At 67.3% G+C, this 17,930-nt stretch carries 15 protein-coding genes; 6 read left to right on the forward strand and 9 right to left on the reverse strand.

Annotated elements, in window-relative coordinates; translation table 11 throughout:
* The coding region (locus Q8N19_RS04575) for a sulfatase-like hydrolase/transferase (RefSeq protein WP_305588448.1) at positions 1-1,239 on the forward strand (1,239 nt) is incomplete at its 5' end.
* 51 nt (positions 1,240-1,290) lie between these two features.
* Here the strand turns inward: Q8N19_RS04575 and Q8N19_RS04580 are convergent.
* From Q8N19_RS04580 to Q8N19_RS04605, 6 genes are all read right to left on the reverse strand, one after another.
* Complete coding sequence (locus Q8N19_RS04580) at positions 1,291-2,373, reverse strand: DUF2855 family protein (protein ID WP_305588449.1); 1,083 nt, start codon at positions 2,371-2,373, stop codon at positions 1,291-1,293.
* Positions 2,370-2,819 (reverse strand): hypothetical protein, encoded by a 450-nt coding sequence (locus Q8N19_RS04585; protein ID WP_305588450.1) that lies wholly within the window; start codon positions 2,817-2,819, stop codon positions 2,370-2,372. Before Q8N19_RS04585 ends, Q8N19_RS04580 begins: the two co-directional genes overlap by 4 nt.
* A gap of 2 nt (positions 2,820-2,821) precedes the next feature.
* Entirely contained in the window at positions 2,822-3,721 is a 900-nt protein-coding gene (locus Q8N19_RS04590) for a haloalkane dehalogenase (protein WP_305588451.1), read from the reverse strand.
* A 25-nt stretch (positions 3,722-3,746) separates the two neighbouring features.
* Entirely contained in the window at positions 3,747-4,412 is a 666-nt protein-coding gene (locus tag Q8N19_RS04595) for a hypothetical protein (protein ID WP_305588452.1), read from the reverse strand.
* Between the two features lie 90 nt (positions 4,413-4,502).
* Positions 4,503-5,597 (reverse strand): MBL fold metallo-hydrolase, encoded by a 1,095-nt coding sequence (locus Q8N19_RS04600; RefSeq protein ID WP_305588453.1) that lies wholly within the window; start codon positions 5,595-5,597, stop codon positions 4,503-4,505.
* Positions 5,598-5,631: 34 nt separating this feature from the next.
* Positions 5,632-6,672: a formylglycine-generating enzyme family protein gene (locus Q8N19_RS04605; protein ID WP_305588454.1), complete on the reverse strand. Its 1,041-nt coding sequence runs from the start codon at positions 6,670-6,672 to the stop codon at positions 5,632-5,634.
* A gap of 107 nt (positions 6,673-6,779) precedes the next feature.
* Here Q8N19_RS04605 and Q8N19_RS04610 point away from each other — a divergent pair, with 107 nt between their 5' ends.
* Both Q8N19_RS04610 and Q8N19_RS04615 read left to right on the forward strand, forming a co-directional pair.
* On the forward strand, positions 6,780-7,808 hold the full coding sequence (locus Q8N19_RS04610; protein ID WP_305588455.1) for a glutathione S-transferase family protein: 1,029 nt from the start codon (positions 6,780-6,782) through the stop codon (positions 7,806-7,808).
* A gap of 63 nt (positions 7,809-7,871) precedes the next feature.
* Positions 7,872-8,495, forward strand: coding sequence for a TetR/AcrR family transcriptional regulator (locus tag Q8N19_RS04615; protein WP_305588456.1), 624 nt, complete (start codon positions 7,872-7,874; stop codon positions 8,493-8,495).
* Positions 8,496-8,518: 23 nt separating this feature from the next.
* On the opposite strand, the gene Q8N19_RS04620 is transcribed toward Q8N19_RS04615, so the two are convergent.
* Positions 8,519-10,771 (reverse strand): TonB-dependent receptor domain-containing protein, encoded by a 2,253-nt coding sequence (locus tag Q8N19_RS04620; RefSeq protein ID WP_305588457.1) that lies wholly within the window; start codon positions 10,769-10,771, stop codon positions 8,519-8,521.
* A gap of 311 nt (positions 10,772-11,082) precedes the next feature.
* On the opposite strand from Q8N19_RS04620, the gene Q8N19_RS04625 reads away from it, so the two are divergent.
* Entirely contained in the window at positions 11,083-13,332 is a 2,250-nt protein-coding gene (locus Q8N19_RS04625; RefSeq protein WP_305588458.1) for a methyl-accepting chemotaxis protein, read from the forward strand.
* A 21-nt stretch (positions 13,333-13,353) separates the two neighbouring features.
* Here Q8N19_RS04625 and Q8N19_RS04630 read toward each other — a convergent pair whose 3' ends face one another.
* Complete coding sequence (locus tag Q8N19_RS04630) at positions 13,354-14,538, reverse strand: serine hydrolase (RefSeq protein ID WP_305588459.1); 1,185 nt, start codon at positions 14,536-14,538, stop codon at positions 13,354-13,356.
* Between the two features lie 173 nt (positions 14,539-14,711).
* Here Q8N19_RS04630 and Q8N19_RS04635 point away from each other — a divergent pair, with 173 nt between their 5' ends.
* Both Q8N19_RS04635 and Q8N19_RS04640 read left to right on the forward strand, forming a co-directional pair.
* Entirely contained in the window at positions 14,712-15,728 is a 1,017-nt protein-coding gene (locus Q8N19_RS04635) for an aldo/keto reductase (protein ID WP_305588460.1), read from the forward strand.
* A gap of 244 nt (positions 15,729-15,972) precedes the next feature.
* Positions 15,973-16,878 carry a three-Cys-motif partner protein TcmP gene (locus Q8N19_RS04640; RefSeq protein WP_305588461.1) on the forward strand — a complete coding sequence of 302 codons (906 nt, stop codon included), beginning with the start codon at positions 15,973-15,975 and terminating at the stop codon, positions 16,876-16,878.
* Here Q8N19_RS04640 and Q8N19_RS04645 read toward each other — a convergent pair.
* Positions 16,875-17,621 (reverse strand): DUF5131 family protein, encoded by a 747-nt coding sequence (locus Q8N19_RS04645; RefSeq protein ID WP_305588462.1) that lies wholly within the window; start codon positions 17,619-17,621, stop codon positions 16,875-16,877. The genes Q8N19_RS04640 and Q8N19_RS04645 overlap by 4 nt on opposite strands.
* Between the last annotated feature and the right edge of the window lie 309 nt (positions 17,622-17,930).

Below are 17,930 nucleotides of genomic sequence, written 5' to 3' on the forward strand. Positions count from 1 at the left end.
GACGGCATGACCCGCATTCTGGAGATGTTCTACAACGACGGCTCACGCCCCCATCCCATGCTGCGGGACGCCGAGGCGGCGAAGCGGACACCGCCCATGGTCGAGCAGGGCCTGCCCGGCAACGAGATCACCCTGGCCGAAGTGCTGAAGGCCCGCGGCTATCACACGGTCCATATCGGCAAGTGGCACCTGGGCGACACCGAGGAGTTCAACGCCAACGCCCAGGGCTTTGACGAAAGCCTGCTGATGGCCAGCGGCCTCTATCTGCCCGAGGACCACCCCGACGTGGTCAACGCCAAGGTCGACTTCGACCCGATCGACCGCTTCCTGTGGGCCCGGATGCAGGCGGCCGCCAAGTTCAACGGCGGGCCAATGTTCGCGCCGCGGGGCTATCTGACCGACTACTACACCGAAGAGTCGGTCAAGGTGATCGAGGCGAACCGAAACCGCCCCTTCCTGCTCTATCTGGCGCATTGGGGCATCCACACGCCGCTGCAGGCGACCCGGGCCGACTATGACGCCCTGCCGGAGATCAAGGATCACCGGCTGCGGGTCTATGGCGCCATGATGCTCGCCCTGGATCGCAGCGTCGGAAAGATCATGGAGGCCCTCGAGGCCCAGGGCCTGGCCGACAACACCATCGTGGTCTTCACCAGCGACAATGGCGGGGCCGGCTATATCGGCCTGCCTGAAGTCAACGCCCCTTACCGTGGGTGGAAGCTGACCTTCTTCGAGGGCGGCCTGCGGGTGCCGATGTTCATGAGCTGGCCCGACCGCATTGCGCCGGGCACGGTGATGAGCGACCCAGTCCACCATATCGACCTCATGCCGACCCTGGCCGCGGCGGCCGCCGCAGCGACGCCCAAGGACCGGATCATCGACGGGATCGACCTGCTGCCCTGGCTGAGCGGCGCGAGGCCGGCCCAGGCGCCTCACGACACCCTGTTCTGGCAGAGCGGCTATTATCGCGCGGTCCTGCACAAGGGCTGGAAGCTGCAGACCTCCGATCGGCCCAAGAAGGACTGGCTCTACAATCTCGTGGCCGATCCCACTGAGCAGACCAATCTGGCGGAGGCCAATCCCCAGAAGGTGGCCGAACTCAAGGCCCTGCTGGCCGCCCATCAGGCGGCCGGTCGCGGGGCCCTGTTCCCCAATGTCGGTTCTGTGCCGGTGACGGTGGATAAGACCCTGGAGGAGCCCGCCACCAAGGCCGACGAATTCGTCTACTGGCCCGGATGATGGCAAGCGCCGAGGCGAGGCGCAGGCCCCCTCCTCGGCGCCTCACCTGCCTCAGGCCAGGCTGGCGATCAGGCCGATGGTGGGCGGCGTTTTGCCCGCGACGAGGTCGCTGAGCGCCGTGCGGACCGCGTCAGGACCGGACACATGGCGCAGGGCCAGGCTGCCCTTCAGCTCTTCCACCATCCGCAGGGTTTCGGTCTGGGTGCGGCGCTGGATGACGCCCGGGCCGAGATCACCGTCGCGCTTGGCGATATGGGCGGGGATGAAGATGAAATCGTGGGAGGGCGCGCCCGCCACCTTGCCGGTGGAGCGGGGCTGGTCCCAATGGGTGGCGCCCACCGCGCAGCTGAGCTTCAACTGCGGCCCGAAGCGGCGGTGGACGGCGCCGATGACCGCCCCGTCCCCAGCCATGTCGACGAAGGCCGAGGGGACTGCGCCGTCCAGGCTGTCGATATCCCCGTAGGCGATGACCTGATCGCAGAGTCCCAGGCCCTCGACAAACGCCATATTGCCGGGCGACGTCAGGCCGATCACCTGGGGCCGTGGCGCCGGATGGCGGGCCAGCATGTTGAGCAGGCCGATGGCCGTCTTGGACGAGGCGCTGCCGACCAGCACCTGTTCGGCGCCGAAGAAGCCGTTGTCGACCAGATAGTCATAGAGCAGGTAGCCGGTGCCCAGCAGGGGCAGCAACAGGCACCGCTGGTCCTCAAGCGCCTTCATGGCCTCAGGCTCGCCAGTGGTCCGCTGATAGTGGTTGTAGAAGGCCGGCAGCTCCGCGCGGTGGGGCGCTGAGTCCACAAAACCCCGCGGACCCACCGCATCGGGCGCCAGGACGACGTGAGAGGCAGTGGGGAAGAAGCCATAGATCCGCTCGCCCACGGGCAGATCGGTATGGCGCGAGGCCACCACATCAGCAAACCCCCAGACCGGGACCAGGCCCCAGGGCTCGGGCGCCGGGAAGTAGCCCCAATAGCCGATGCTGGCGCCCGACAGGGCGTAGCTGACATTGTTGGCGGTCAGGGCGAACCGGTCGATGGCCAGCAGCACTTCGCCCTGCGCCAGCTCTGGCTGGGGAAGCTCCACAAGACGGCTCTCGGTCAGCGCGTCGCGGCGCAGCTGGAGTTGGGTGATCACGGCGTCACAACCTTTCGCGGGCGCATGGAGAGCAGCAGGAAAACCACGGCCAGGGCCGCCTGGGCAACCGTGGTGTAGTGCTCGGGCGGGTGATGATCACCCGCCCCGCGGCCGAACCAGGCGTCCAGGGCCACAAGTCCCCGTTCCAGGATGACCAGCAGCAGGAAGAGTGGGACCAGGGTGCGATAGCGCAGGGCCACCGCCAGCTGAGCCAGCCCGTGGGGGATCTGCAGGGCGCCGTACCAGGCGAAGACCGCCACTATGGTCTCCCGCCGGGTGGAGAGATCGATGCCGGCGATGGTCCCGGCCCCGCCGTCCGGCAAGCCGTAGTGGATCAGGCCCGGGACCAGGGAGCCAAGGGCCGAGAGCCCCAGAAACCAGGCCGAAACCGCCGCCCCGCCATAGGCCGCATTGGTGGACGGCGGCAGCAGGCCGGCCCAGCGCATGGCTAGCTGACCGACAGGAAGGCGGTGACCGCGGCCACCAGCGCGTCGGCGGCGTCCTCCTGGATGAAGTGACCGGCGCCCGGGATGATCTGGTGCTTCTGGCCCTGGGCGCCGGGGATGCTCGCCTGGGCGCGGACCTCCCAGCCCTTGGCCACCGGATCCAGTTCGCCGAACAGGGTCAGGAACGGCTTTTCAAAGCGTTGGAGCTTTTCCCAGGCGGCCTTGTTCAGGGGCACGCCGGGATTGTCCGGCTGGACGGCGATCAGCAGGGGGAAGGAGATCAGGCCCCACTCATAGTCCGAGGAGGGGAAGGGAGCGAGATAGGCCGCCCGCTCGGCCTCGCTGAGCTTGTTCTCCATGCCCTGGTCGAGCATGGGCCAGGGAAAGGCCGTGGCGGCGTTCATCATGCCGACCCACATCTTCATGAAGTCGCTCTCGCCCTCGCCGATGGGCAGGCCGGTATTGGCCGCCACCACCCGGTCGAACAGCTCGGGGTGCTGGGCCACCAGATAGAGGCCGATCGTGCCGCCCCAGTCCTGGCAGAAGAGCGTGATGTGGCGCAGGTCCATGGCGGTGAGCCACTTGCCCATCCAGTCGTAGTGACGGGCGAGCGTATAGTCGTCCTTGGCGGCCGGCTTGTCCGAGCGGCCACATCCCACCAGGTCGACGGCGATCACCCGACGCCCCGTGGCCAGCAGGCCGGGGATCATCTTGCGATAGAGATAGGCCCAGGTGGGGTTGCCGTGCATCAGCAGGATGGGCTCGGCGTCCCGTGGCCCCTCGTCCACATAGTGGATGCGGATATCGGTCCCATCGTCATCCTGGATGGTGAGATAGTGGGGCGCCCACGGGAAGTTGGGCAGGTTGGCGAAGCGCTCGTCGGGGGTGCGCAGGACGTTCATGGCGGTCTCCAGGAGCCAGCCGGTCTCAGCCGGCCAGGATCGGGGTCGAATTCAGTTGGGCGTGAAGGAGGGCGAGGTGGCCGAGCGCCGCGGCGAGGGCCAACGCCAGGGCAAGCCAGACTTTGGGCCCGGCCAGGGTCATGATCTGGGGCTTGGTCGGGAAGGAATAGGTCTGCGGCATGGCCGCGAACTTGAACTCATGGGCGCCTGCGAACCGGGGATCGACCACCAGGGCGGCCAGGTCGCGGCGGCTTCGGTAGCGCATGTAGCCGATGATCGACCAACCGGGGTCGGCCTCCACCCCCCAGGCGTCGAAATAGCCGCCGACCTTGCGCGCCGCGATGGCCGGATGACCGCCCCTTGCGAACAGGGCCGGCAGGAACATGCGGGTATAGCCCTCCATGACCTGGCGAGCCGGCTTGGCCTGGCCGGTAACCGGATCTGGAATGTCGCCTGGCGCGATCCGCACCAGGTTGAGCATGAAGAACTCACGGCCGTCGTCGGCCTCAAGGAAGGCCTGCAGGGTCGCCAGATCATTGCGCCCATCCATCTCCAGACCTGTGGCGACCAGATCGGCCAGGACTGACTGAACCTCGGCCTTGGACAGGGGTCCGCGCCAGTTGACGTACCAGGCCAGGAACAGGGCGTAGGCCAGGAAGGCGAGGCCCCAGGGCAGCAAAAGGATCGCCATCAAGCCCCCAATCGCGCGCCTTTTATGACACGCATAATGTCATTATATTCGCAAGCTTCGCCTTGGCAACCGCCAAGCCACTGGCGCGACTCAGCGCTGGGCGTTCATGCGCCGCCCCAGGCGGACCTCGTCGCTTCCCGCCGGCAGGGAGATCAGGTCTCCGTCCCGGCCGACCTTCAATGGACCGGAAAACTGGCCGCGGGCCTCGCCCAGGAAGGGGCCTTCCAGGGCGCGGATCGGCAGGGGCGGCACGATGTGATTGAGCAGCAGAAACTTGACGCCGGCCCGCTCAGCCAGCTGCGCGGCCTGTTCCGGCGTGGTGTGGTAGTCGGTGATGTCCTCGAAGATCCGGGCGAGGTTGGCGCGCCCCGCCGCCTCGGCCGCTGCGCGCTGGCGGTTCACCAGATCGATGGACAGGGCCTCGTGCACCAGCAGGTCAGCGCCCCTGGCCTGGGCCTCCACCACCGGCGAGGGCGTGGTGTCGCCGCTGATCACGGCGCTGCGCCCCTTGTAGTCGAACCGGTAGCCGACCGCCGGCTCGATGGGATCGTGATCGACCCGGAAGGCAGTGATCTTCAGGTCTTGCTCGTCGAGGATCACAAGACTCGTCTCGCCCTCGGGGATGGCGAAGGGGCGCGGCGTCGCGCCATAGCCGGCCGGCGGGGTGACGTCCGGCCCGTGGTGAGCGATCCGGTAGCCTCGGTCGAGGCTGTAGGCCTGGGCGAAGCCGGCCAGCACGGTCTCGACGCCCGGCGGGCCATAGACAGGGGTCGGGGCCGCCGCCGAACTGGACGCCCAGCGTTGCATCAGGAGCTCTCCCAGTCCGTCCATGTGGTCGGAATGGAAGTGGCTGAGCAGGATGGCCTCCACCCGGGCCGGGGGTAGGCTCATCAGGGTCAGGTTGCGGCTGGCGCCGGATCCTGTGTCGACGATGAACAGGCGCTGGCCAGCCACCACCGCCGTGCAGGGACCGCCGCGGCTGACATCGGGCATGGGCGAGCCGGCGCCGCACAGGGCCACATGCAGTCCGTCCGGCAGATCGGCCAGGGGATCAGCCGCCATGTTGCGCGCCATCACCCGGTCCATCAGGGCGAGCGCGAGGGGGCCGCGGGCGAGCCAAAGCCCTCCCCCGGCGATCAGGACAAGAGCCAGAAGGATCAGGGCGAGCTTGGTAGGCCAGCGCATGGCGAGGCTCCGAGTGTGGATATTGAGCTGGGGATCAGCTGGCCTCGGGCGCGGCCGGGATCCTCAGGACCGTTCGGAACCCCACATGGGAGGCGCCGCTGTCATGGGGCCCGGGCGCCCGGGCTGCGGGGCGATAGCGAAAGCAGAAGTTGTCGGCGCACAGGAAAGAGCCGCCCTTGATCACATGCTTGGGCTGGCCCGGTTCGTCCGGGTCCCGGGACATGGCCCGGGACGGGCCGCCCTGCTCCAGCACCGAGGCCGGAACCAGGCCCGGCCGGTACCAGTCCGACGTCCATTCCCAGACATTGCCGGTGATGTCGTAGAGGCCATGGCCATTGGCCGGGAAGCACCCCACCGGCGCAGGCTGGGCCTTGTGTCCGTCCTCGCCACTGTCGGCGACCGGGAAGACCCCCTGCCAGGTGTTGGCGAGCGGCTGGGTCTTCGGCGCCGGATCATCGCCCCAGGCGTAGCGCGCGCTGTCGAGCCCGCCCCGGGCGGCGTACTCCCACTCCGCTTCGGTGGGCAGGTCGCGGCCGAGCCACTGGGCATAGGCCTGGGCGTCCTCCCAGCCAATATGCACCACCGGCCAGGACTCCTTGCCCGCGATCGAGCTGCCGGGACCCTCGGGATGTCGCCAGTCGGCCCCGGGAATGATCCGCCACCAGGCCGCCGGGTTTCCGCCCGCGGCGCCAGCGCCGACAAAGACGAGGGAAGCTGGCCGCCGCTCTTCAGTCGAGAGCCCCGGATAGGCCGCCTCCGGCAGGGGGCGCTCGGCCTGGGTCACATAGCCGGTGGCGTCGACGAAGCGGGCGAAGGCCGCATTGGTGACCTCGGTCTGGTCGATCCAGAAGTCCCCCACCCGCACCTGGCGCGGCGGACCTTCTTCGGGATGTTCGGCCGAAGCCCCCATGGCGAAGACCCCACCGGTCAGCCGGACCATGCCGGCGGTGGGCTCAGCCGGATCAGGGAGGGTCAGGTCGGCCAGACAGGCCTTCTGCGCTTCCACGCCCTGCTCGCAACCGCCCAGGGCGCTGAGGACCGTCAGGCCGAGGCCAAGGGCCAGGGGAGGTCGCATGCCCCGTCCCGTTCGCTGGCCGCCCCGCCTCACCTGCGCCTCCCTCGAGCCTTGCGCTCTTCGCAACTATTGGCATAGTTCGTGCTGAGATCAAGCGGAGCTGACCGATGCCCGACCGCCAGCCCATCGCCTTCTCCGGCTCGCCGGGATCGCCCTATACCCGCAAGATGCTGGCCCTGTTGCGATATCGGCGCATTCCCTACCGCTATCTGATGGCCAACAGCGCCGCAGTCGCCGACCTGCCCCAGCCCAAGGTCCGGCTGCTGCCGACCTTCTACCTGCCCGACGAGGCTGGCGCCTTGCAGGCCGTGGTGGATTCCACCCCGCTGATCCGCCGCCTTGAGCGCGAGGCGGAGGGACGCTCGGTCATCCCCGACGATCCGGCGCTGGCCTTCCTCGACGAGCTGATCGAGGACTATGCGGACGAATGGCTGACCAAGGCCATGTTCCATTACCGCTGGGCCTATGCGGACGACATCGACCGGGCCGCCCGCATCCTGCCGGCCTGGTCGGGACTGTCGATCCCAGACGATACCCTCGCCCAGAGGGGCGCGATGTTCAGCCGTCGGCAGATCGACCGGCTCTATGTCGTGGGCTCCAACCCCGTCACCGGGCCGGTGATCGAGGCCAGCCACCGCCGCTTCCTGGAGGCCTTCGAGGCCCACCTGACCCATCAGCCTTACCTGCTGGGGCGCAGGCCAGGGGCCAGCGACTTCGCCGTCTATGGCCAGCTGACCCAACTCGCCCAGTTCGACCCCACGCCCATGGCTCTGACCCTGAAGATCGCGCCCAGGGTGTTCGCCTGGGTCAGCCTGCTGGAAGATGCGTCTGGCCTGGAGCCGCAGGCTAGCGACTGGACGCCGCTCGGCGACCAGCCGGAGACCCTGGCGGCCCTGCTGGCGGAGATGGGTCGGGTCTATGTCCCGGTCATGCTGGCCAATGCCCAGGCCCTGGCGGACGGCGCGGCCGAGGTGCGCACCGAGGTGGACGGCCTTCCCTGGACCCAGTCGCCCTTCCCCTATCAGGGCAAGTGTCTGCAATGGCTGCGCGCTTCCTATGCGAAGCTGGAAGCCAACGCCCGATGCGCCGTCGATCCGCTGCTGTATCGGTCCGGCCTGATGGCGATTTTCGCCTGAGCACTGGCGCCCGCCTCCGCTGCGTTCTAATCAGCCCTTTATGACTGGGCAGAGCCTCCAAGCGTGAACGCGCCCCGCGCCATCAAGGTCGAGGTGTCGACCCCTGCGCCCGCCGCCCCCGAAGCGGATGGCCGCCGCCGCCGCTCGCAGGACAGCCGCGCCCGCATCGTTCAGGCCATGCTGGAGCTGGTGCATGCGGGCGAAACCTCGCCGGCCGCCGAGCTGGTGGCTGACCGGGCCAAGGTGGGCCTGCGCACCGTCTTCCGGCACTTCAACGACATGGACAGCCTCTATCGCGAGATGTCCGCGGTGATCGAGGCCGAGCTGCAGGGCATCATCAGCCAGCCCTTCAAGAGCGCCGACTGGCGCGGCCGGATGGTTGAACTCGTCCAGCGCCGGTCGACCGTCTATGAGCGGATCGCCCCGTTTCGGCGGGCGGGCGACATCCACCGGCAGCGCTCCCAGGTCCTGGCCGCCGACTATGCCCGGTTCGTGGCTCTGGGTCGGGAGATCCTGCGCCGGGAGTCGCCCCCGGAGCTGCTTCGCGACAAGGTGCGGTTCGAAGCCCTCGACATGCTGCTCAGCTTCGACGCCTGGAACCGGTTGCGGCGGGACCAGGGCCTGTCGCCCCGCCGCACGGTGGAGGCCCTGGAGACCGCCGTCTCAGCCCTGGTCGACGCGCTCTGAGGCTTTAGAGCCCGCGACCAGCCTTAGAAGCTGGCGCGGACGCCGGCCATGACAAGACGCGGCGCGCCCGGCCGCGCCCCGGCCGGCGAGAACGAGACGTTGTAGGTCTCATCGGCCAGGTTCTGGACGGTGGCGAACAGGGCGAAGTTCGCGGTGAGGGCGTATTCCGCGGCCAGATCGATGATCAGGCGCTCGTCGATCTTGTCGCCAGCCGCGATGGGGCCAGAGCCCGCCGTCTCCCGGGCCTCGGACACCCAGTTGAAGCCGCTGGTGAGCTTCAGCTTCGCCAGCTCCAGACCCACGGTGAGGTTCAGCTGGTGCTCCGGCAGATAGGGCAGCTCGTCCCCGGCGGCGACCGTCCCCCAGGGGCCATAGGCGCTGGCGAAGGCCGATTTGAATTCCGCATCCGTCAGCGTGTAGGCCAGCGAAACCGGCACGGCGAAGCCCCGGGTCGCCAGGTCGGCGAAGGTGTGCGAGGCGGTGACCTCCAGGCCGCGCACCTCGACGGCGCCGCCATCGAACTGGTCGCCGATATTGCAGCCGCCCCCGGTGGAGGCGGTGCAGGTGCCCACCAGATTGTCATAGTCGTTGAGGAAGGCGATGGCCTCGGCCTGCCAGCCGCCGCGGCTCCAGCGGGCGCCGGCCTCATAGGACCAGCTGGTCTCGGCGTCGGCGGTGGAGCCAGGACCCGGATTGGCGAAGCCGCGATGGGCGCCGGCCAGCAGCAGCACCTCCGGGCTCAACCGCCAGGTGGCAGAGACGCCGGGGATGAGAACGTCGGCCTTGGAGTGGATGACGCGGGTGGGGGTGGCCCGGGACAAATCGCCCAGGGTCCAGTCGGTGCGCTTAAGGCGGATGGTTTCGTAGCGCAGGCCAGGGGTCAGGGTGAAGGCGCCGAACGCCATCTCGTCGCGCAGGAAGAAGGACCAGGCCTTGGCCTCGCCCAGACGGTTCTCCTGGCTGCCGGGCGCGCCGGCCGAGGCCAGCACCATACGGCCGTTGACCATGGTGTAGCGGTCGTCCTGCTGGAAGCGGTCTTCCTCGTCCCGGTGATGGCGGACGGAGAACTCGATCCCATGGTCGATGGCGCCGGTCTGGACATCCACCGCCACGACGCTCTGAACGCCGCTGGCAGAATAGAGCCGGTTGTTGTTGCGCACCCGCAGGGCGCCCGCGCGCCCGGTGAAGCCCGGCGCGCCGATCAGGTCGGCCATCTGCAGGGCGTTGGCGCCCGGATTGGCCACCACCGAGCTGATGCCGACCCAGCCGGTGTTGGCGTTGTTGCGCACGTCATTGAGCTTGTACCAGGCCCGCGCGGTCTCGTGGTGGTAGGCGAGCGTCGTCAGGCTGACATTGGGCGAGATCTGGAAGCGGTGGGTCAGCTGGAACGTCTCATGGTCGACGTTCATCACATCGGCGCCGCTACCGTTGTAGCGGCGATAGGGACTGGCGGTGAAGTCGCTGAGCGTCAGGCCGAGATAGGTCTCGTCGCTGGTTTCGTCATAGCGCTGGTACTTGGCCTCCCACTGGTGGCGGCGGTCGGCAGAGCGCAGGCCCACCTTCACCAGACCGTCGGAGATCTCAAAGCCGGTGACGCCGCCGGCGTCGATGACCTTGAAGCCGTCGGAGGCCTCGTACAGGCCCTCCACCAAACCGCCGATCTCCCAACCGCCGCCCAGGGCGGCCCAGCCGCCCACGGAGCCCAGGGCGCGGCGGCCGCCGTACTCGCCAGCCAGCAGGTCGAGGCGACCGGAGACCTCGCCATTGGCCACGTCCGGGATCGGGGTCGAGAACAGGTTCAGCGCCCCGCCCACGGTCAGCGGACCGTACTTGATGGCGGCCGGCCCCTTGCTGACCTCCACGGCGTGGATGCGGGTCATGCGCGGGAAGTAATAGGCCGCCGGCGCCGCATAGGGGGCCGGGGCGATCAGCACCCCGTCCTCCATCACCGCGATGCGACTGTTGCGGTCCGAGCCCGAGCCGCGGATGCCGATATTGGGCCGTAGGCCAAAGCCCTCCTCTTCCTGCAGATAGACGCCGGGCGCCTGGCGCAGGATGCGGTTCACGTCGCTATAGGCGAAGGTCGACAGGGTCTCGGCGTCGATCACCTGCACAGACCCGCCGATCTCCCGCACATCGGTGGTCGAGCCGGTGACCAGCACCGCGTCCAGCAGCGGCGCGCCGGCATCGTCCATCACCTCCGCCTGCGCAGAGGCCAGCGTCAGGGCGCAGACGGCGGCGCCGCAGAACAGGGCGGTGAGACGGTGTGCGGACATGGATCCCCCAGGGCGAATAAGAATGCTTCGCACTCGCCCTAGCGCCAGACCCCCGGAATTGCAAGCAATTCGCATTCTCTTGATATTCCAGTCGAGGGCGGCGCGCGGGGGCGGCGCGGCATTGCGCCGCAGGCGAAACGGTTGAGCGGCCACGCCCTTCAAAGGTCGGCTGAATTCACTGCGTCGGCGGCGATGGCAAACCGGCTGGAAGGGCCATGACGGCCCTGTCACGGTTGCGTTGACGCGATCTTTACCACGCAAGGGTGACGCAAGACCTGCCGCCCACCGCACAGGACCTTCCCGTGAGACTGATGAAGCTGAACAAAATCTCCGCCAAGCTCATGCTCGCGGCCGGTCTGACCATCGGTCTCTTGCTGCTGATCGGGGCCGTCATCCTGTCGCAGCGGGTCCACGCGACCACATCCAGCCTGTCGTCCGACTATGCGCAGGCGGTCGGCAAAGGCGCCGCCGAGAGCGTGGCGGCTGATCTGGACACCCTTCAATCCACAGCCTCGGCCATGGCCAGCGCCATTGGCGTGCTGCATGAGCGCGGCGTCCGCGACCGCGCCGTGGTCACCCAGATCGCCCGCGAGAACGCGGCGGCTTCACCGCTGGTGATGGGCAGCTGGTTCTTCGCCGCGCCGGACGCCTGGGACGGGCGGGACGCGGAGTTCGCCGGCCTGACCGAAACGGGATCCAACGCCCAGGGGCGGCTGGAACCCTACTGGGCCCGGGTCGAGGGAAATCTGGTGCTGGAGCCGCCCGCTGATGAGCTGGTGTTTGGCGAGCCCTTCTTCCGTCTGTCGGCGGACTCTGGAAAACCCGCGATCACCGAGCCTTACATCTATCCGGTGAACGGCAAGGACGTGCTGATGACGTCGATCACCGCTCCTGTGTTCTCGGACGGCAAGATCATCGGCGTGGCCGGCCTGGACATCGCGCTGGACACCTTCTCCAGCGAGCTGGCCGAGCTGCGGCCCCTCGGCGACGGCAGGGTCACCCTGCTGTCGGCGGCCGGCGCATGGGTCGCTCACCCGGACGTCAATCTGCTGATAAAGCCCTATGAGGGCGAAGATCTGGCGCAGCTGAAGTCGGTGCTGGCCGAGGGGCAGCAGGCGCTCCTGCCCGGCCTCGATCTGGATGGCGTGAAGACCAACCGCCTGATCCTGCCGGTGGATCTGCCGGCCTCCAACGCCCGGTGGGCGGTGATGGTCGATGTGCCTCAGGCCACCGTGTCGGCGCCGGCGCGCCAGCTGGTGATGGGGCTGCTGATCGGCGGCCTGGTGCTGACCGCCCTCGTCCTGGCCGGCCTGTCGTTCGCCGCCAACCGCATCGTCGCCCAGCCGCTTGGCCGCCTGACCCGCAATGTGGCCCAGCTGCGAGAGGGCAAGTACGACGCCGACATTGACGGCGTCGGCGGTAGGGACGAGGTGGGCGAAATCGCCCGCGCCCTCGACGCCTTCCGCCATGACCTGGCCGGCGGCCAGACCGCCCGGCGCGAACAGGAGCAGCTGCGCGCCCAGGCCGAGGCTGATCGCCGACGCAACGAAGAAGGTCAGCAGCGGGCCGCCGCCGAACAGGCTGTGGTGGTCGAGGCCTTGGAGAGCGCCCTGTCGCGGCTGTCCGACGGAGACCTGACCGCCCGGGTCCAGGCCGACTTCGCCCCGGAATACGAGAAGCTGAAGGTCGACTTCAACGCCGCCATGGGCAAGCTGCAGTCGGCCATGCAAGGGGTCGTGGCCAACACCTCGGCCATCACCTCCGGCGCCCAGGAGATCAGCCAGGCGGCGGACGATCTGTCCCGGCGCACCGAGCAGCAGGCCGCCAGCCTGGAGGAGACCGCCGCGGCCCTGGACGAAATCACCGCGACGGTGCGCAAGACCGCCGCGGGGGCGCAGCACGCCAGCACCGTGGTCAGTCAGGCCCGCGCCGACGCTCGCGAAAGCGGCCTGATCGTGGGCGACGCCGTGGGCGCCATGAGCGAGATCGAGCGGTCGTCCAGCCAGATCGGCCAGATCATCGGGGTCATAGATGAGATCGCCTTCCAGACCAATCTGCTGGCCCTCAACGCCGGCGTCGAAGCCGCGCGCGCCGGGGATGCCGGCCGAGGTTTTGCGGTGGTCGCCTCCGAGGTCCGGGCTCTGGCCCAGCGCTCAGCCGAGGCCGCCAAGGAGATCAAGTCCCTGATCAGCGCCTCGACCGAACAGGTGGCCGGCGGGGTGGAGCTGGTGGGCCGCACGGGCGAAGCCCTGCAGCGGATTGTCGCCCAGGTGGGCGAGATCACCCAGATCGTCGATGAGATCGCCGCCTCTTCAAAGGAACAGGCCACCGGCCTCCACGAGGTGAATGCCGCCGTCAACCAGATGGACCAGGTGACCCAGCAGAATGCGGCCATGGTCGAACAGTCCACCGCCGCCAGCCACGCCCTAGCCCGCGAGGCCGCCGATCTGGCCAAGCTGATGGCCCAGTTCCGCACCGGCGGCCCCGAGACCGCGATCAGCGGGGCCCGGGGCCAGCAGGCGCGGCTGGCCCAGGCCATGGGCGATCGCCGCCGGGCCTGAGCCTTGGGTGAGCGGCTGCCCTTAGGGCGCGGTCGCCGCTTCGCGCACCGCCGTCAGGAAGGCCGAGCGGGCGAGCGAGAGGTCGCGGCCCGTGGCCCGGGGCCAGGCGGAATTGATGACGATGACCAGGCCGTCGTCGCGATAGGTGGTGATCGACTGGCCGAAGATGCCCGAGGCCTGATAGGCGCCGTCCCGGTTCATCCACCAGAAATAGCCGTAGCCGGCGTCGCCATTGTCGATCTGGGCGCTGGTGGCCTGCGCCACCCAGCCCTCGGGAACCACCGCTGTGCCGCCCGCCACGCCGCCCTCGAGCATGAACTGCCCCACCCGGCCGTAGTCGCGGAGCGTCATGGAGATGCAGCAGCCGCCGCGCTCCAGGCCCGAGGGATCGAGCATCCAGATGGCGTCGCGCTCCATGCCATAGGGCTTCCAGATCTTCTCCGAGGCGTAGGCCGACAGGCTCTTTCCGGTGGCGTTGGCCACCAGCACGCCAGCCAGGTCGGTCTCGCCGGTGTTGTAGTTGAACACCGCGCCCGGCGTATTTTCCCGCGGCAGCTTGCGCATATAGCTGACCATGGCGTTCATGCCGGGCTCGGCGGGCGTGGCGCCTGCGTTGGCGACGTCGGACTTGGGATCGGTATAGTCCTCGTTCCACTTCACGCCCGAGCTCATCATCAGGAGCTGGCGCACGGTGACCCCGTCATAGCCGGAGCCCTTCAGCTCGGGGATGTAGTCGGTGACGGGGGCGTTCAGGCCCGCGATCTTGCCGTCCTGGATGGCCGCGCCCACCAGGGTCGAGGTCAGGGACTTGGCCACCGAGAACGAGGTCCAGCGGTCGGCCGGCTGGCGGCCCAGGCCATAGCGCTCCAGCAGGATCTGACCGTCCTTCAGCACCAGGACGCCGGAGACGTTGAAGGCCGCCATATAGGAGTCCACCGTCCAGCTCTTGCCCTCATGCTCGAAGGTGGGATCGATCTGGCGATCAGCCATCGAGAGCGGCCGGACGCGCTCGCCCCGCTCGATGGTGTTGACCTGGAAGACGTCCTCAATGGTCCGGTAGCCGCGGCTCTGCAGCTCCGGCGACCACATGAGGAAGTTGGGCGTGGCCGGGTCCAGCGGCACCTGGGCCAGGGCGGGTGTGGCGATGAGGCCTGCGGCGGCCACGGCGCCGGCGAGGGCGGCTTTGCGGATCAGGGGGCGAGTCATGGAGCGTTTCCCGTTGTTGTTTTGCGGCCAAGCTAGCCCATTGCGCGGCCGCCGCCAGGGACCTGCGCGCATGACGTTGCGGCAGCCTTCCCGACGGCTGGCGGGAGGTCGCAAAGCGATGCTATCCCAGACGTCAATCAGAAATCCGATCAGGACATTGGGGAAGAACAGCCATGGGCAATAAGCGACTGGGCCGCAGCGCCATCGTGGTCTCCGACATCTGCATGGGCACCATGACCTTCGGCGGCCAGGCCGACGAGGCCATGGCCCACCGCATCCTGGACAAGTCCTTCGAGGCCGGGATCAACTTCTATGACACGGCCGAGAACTATCCCGTGCCCCCCAGCCCCGAATGGGCCGGCCGCACCGAAGAGATCTTCGGACGCTGGCTGAAGACCAAGAACCGCGACGCCGTCATCATCGCCACCAAGGTCTGCGGGCCGAGCCACGGCTGGATCAAGGGCTCCATGCGGGCCGGCATGACGGCGCTCGATCGCCACAACATCACCCGCGCCATCGAGGGCAGCCTGACCCGGATGGATGTGGACTATGTGGACCTCTACCAGACCCACTGGCCCGACCACGGGACCGGCTATGAGGAAACGCTTCGCACCCTCGATGACCTGGTCCAGGCCGGCAAGGTGCGCATCATCGGCTGCTCCAACGAAACCAGCTGGGGCCTGACCAAGTCGGTGGCCGTGGCCGAGCGCGAGGGCACGGTGCGCTATGAGACCATCCAGAACAATTTCAGCCTGAACAACCGCCGCTTCGAGGACGAGCTGGCCCAGGCCTGCCGGCAGGAGGGCGTCAGCCTGATCCCCTATTCGCCGCTGGCCGGCGGGGTGCTGTCAGGCAAGTACAAGGACGGCGCGCGGCCGCAGGGCGCGCGCTTCTCCAACTATCTGAACCTGGGCGGGCGCCAGGCGGCCATGGCCAAGCGCTTCGTCAACGACAAGTCCCTGGAGGCCACCGACCGCTTCGCCGCCATCGCGGCTGAGGCCGGCGTCTCGCTGGTCACGCTGGCGACGGCCTGGAGCAAGCAGCACGACTTCGTCGCCTCCACCATCGTCGGCGCCACCCACGAAGACCAGCTCCCCGACATCCTGGCCGCCATGGACCTGACCCTGAGCGACGAGGTGATGAAGGCCATCGACAAGGTGTCGAAGGAGATCCTGTACCCGATGGGGTGAGGGGGACGGGCACCTAGGTCCACCGTGCGACGACAATACTTCGCTCGAAGGGCTCGAATCGGGCGTCGGGCTGCTCTGCTGTTTAACGTCACCGCATTCGAAAGAGCTTCAAGGTCGAAGTGATTTCGATATTCGCGCGCTGGAAAGAGGCGTCACCGAGATTATGCACTCAAGAAAGAGCGGTTTTCCACCCTAGCAAATCAGGTTTCTCTGCTCATCTGACGACCGTGTTCGGGGGCACCACGTGGCAAGTATCGGCGACCATGAGTTCGGCAGCGGGCTGACCGACCTCAAGCTGTCCATTATAGCGGAGTACCTGCAGCGCTATAATACCGCACTCTCAAGACAGCCCTTCTTCGAGCGCTGGTATTTTGATGCCTTTGCTGGGACAGGTGAGCGAACGGTTCGGCTCTCAGGATCGGCAGAGGACCTCCTCAATGAGCGAGTCGAGGAGCGGATTGAGCGACGACGGGGATCGGCACGGATCGCGCTAGACACGATCCCACAGTTTCACCGCTGCATCTTTATGGAGCAGAAGAAGCGCCATGCGCTTGCCCTTGAAGCACTCTGCTCTGAGCCTTCATACGCGTCGAGGAAGACATTCGTATTACGCGGCGACGCCAACAGAGCTATCCAGGACCACATCCAGACCGTGAACTGGAAGAAGGCGCGTGCGGTGATGTTTCTCGACCCGTACGGGATGAATGTCGAGTGGCAGACGCTCGAAGCAATCCGCCGAACCGAGGCTATAGACCTCTGGTATCTCGTCTCACTGTCCGGCCTCTACAGGCAAGCTACGCACAGGGGGTCTGCTCTTGACGAAAAGAAGCGGGCCGCCCTCTCACGTATGCTGGGCACGCCAGCTTGGGAAAAAGCTTGGTACGAGGAAGATAGACAGCGGGACCTCCTCTCGATGCTAGATTCAGAAGAGACGCGGCGTACGGCTAGTCTAGACCTTATGGAAGATTTCGTCTTACAGCGCCTCAGGAGCCTTTTCCCAACGGTCCTAGAGCCGCTACGCCTGAAGAATGACCGCAATGCCCCTATGTTCTCGCTCTTTTTCGCGATGTCGAATCCGAGCCCTGCGGCGGCCAGAGTGGCAATACCCATCGCCCAACATATTCTGACTCAGGCCCGGAGAAGGCGCTAGGCGGTCGCTGTCGGCAGGTCATCCCAATGTCGACCGCGGTAGGCACGTCCAGTAGCCTTCTTGTTCCGGCCGCCCCATTGCTTGAAGAAGAACTTGGCGCCGGCGTCCTCGGCCATCTCATGGATTTCGTCGACCCACTCCTCGAGCATTGGCCGGGCACGAGGCCCGCTTTCCCCGCCAACGATGCTCCAGTGGATGTCCCGCAAGTCACCGCCTGCCACTGAACCGATTAGAGGCTCGAACGACACGAACCTAACGGCCGCTGGCGTGGCTCGCAGATGATCAAGCCGATCCAGCACGGCCGCGTTTTCGACACTTGTGCCGAGCCAGACGTTCGATAGGAGTTGCAGATCAGGTGCGACCCTTGCCATCCGGTCAGGGCGCTTCGTCAAGATTTGGTATGTGTGTTGCGGCGTCGCGGACATGGTATCCCAAACACGCCGTATGAACTCGACCGGCACGGCTTCCTGAAACAAGTCCGACATAGAGTTGACGAAGATCAGCCGAGGTTTGCGCCAAGCTTTCGGCGTTTCCAGGGCAGCGTCATCGAGCGAGACCGCACCGGTCCAAACGTGGCGCTCGCCGCTCCTTCTGGTAAGCCCCCGGTACTTGGGAACGCCCATCGCCTCAAGCCGGGCTGCCATGCGCATTGCATAACAGTTCGTGCAACCTGCTGTCAGGACGGTGCAACCGGCAACCGGGTTCCAGGTCGCATCCGTCCATTCGATTGACGTCTCTGCCATGCTCGCCTCTCGCAACGATAGTTGGGGAGTTCGCCTAACTGCGCATTAACGGGTCGGCCCGTGTAGAGGGTCATGCAGCTGGCCAAGGGGCACCTCCCTCATGGGTGAAGTCGAGCCTACATCTGGACATTCGCGGCATACCTCGCAAGCGGCGGGCGAAATGCCTAGCCTGCCACGAAGCTGGGCCTCAAAGCGGATCGCCGGGAGATGCGCTTTAAGCGGAAAGCCGACCGCTACCTTCACCCCACGCCCCGCTAGACGCCTCCCCCGCCCTGCCCCTAACTTCGCGGCCGAACCGCGGCATCATCT

Source organism: Phenylobacterium sp., assembly GCF_030693405.1.
In the GTDB taxonomy this organism is placed as follows: Bacteria; Pseudomonadota; Alphaproteobacteria; order Caulobacterales; family Caulobacteraceae; genus Phenylobacterium.

Coding starts and splice junctions, on each gene's coding strand:
- Q8N19_RS04585 (WP_305588450.1), bottom strand. CDS start 2,819: ATGCGCTGGGCCGGCCTGCTGCCGCCGTCCACCAATGCGGCCTATGGC.
- Q8N19_RS04625 (WP_305588458.1), top strand. CDS start 11,083: ATGAAGCTGAACAAAATCTCCGCCAAGCTCATGCTCGCGGCCGGTCTG.
- Q8N19_RS04610 (WP_305588455.1), top strand. CDS start 6,780: ATGCCCGACCGCCAGCCCATCGCCTTCTCCGGCTCGCCGGGATCGCCC.
- Q8N19_RS04645 (WP_305588462.1), bottom strand. CDS start 17,621: ATGGCAGAGACGTCAATCGAATGGACGGATGCGACCTGGAACCCGGTT.
- Q8N19_RS04600 (WP_305588453.1), bottom strand. CDS start 5,597: ATGCGCTGGCCTACCAAGCTCGCCCTGATCCTTCTGGCTCTTGTCCTG.
- Q8N19_RS04620 (WP_305588457.1), bottom strand. CDS start 10,771: ATGTCCGCACACCGTCTCACCGCCCTGTTCTGCGGCGCCGCCGTCTGC.
- Q8N19_RS04630 (WP_305588459.1), bottom strand. CDS start 14,538: ATGACTCGCCCCCTGATCCGCAAAGCCGCCCTCGCCGGCGCCGTGGCC.
- Q8N19_RS04605 (WP_305588454.1), bottom strand. CDS start 6,672: ATGCGACCTCCCCTGGCCCTTGGCCTCGGCCTGACGGTCCTCAGCGCC.
- Q8N19_RS04590 (WP_305588451.1), bottom strand. CDS start 3,721: ATGAACGTCCTGCGCACCCCCGACGAGCGCTTCGCCAACCTGCCCAAC.
- Q8N19_RS04635 (WP_305588460.1), top strand. CDS start 14,712: ATGGGCAATAAGCGACTGGGCCGCAGCGCCATCGTGGTCTCCGACATC.
- Q8N19_RS04595 (WP_305588452.1), bottom strand. CDS start 4,412: ATGGCGATCCTTTTGCTGCCCTGGGGCCTCGCCTTCCTGGCCTACGCC.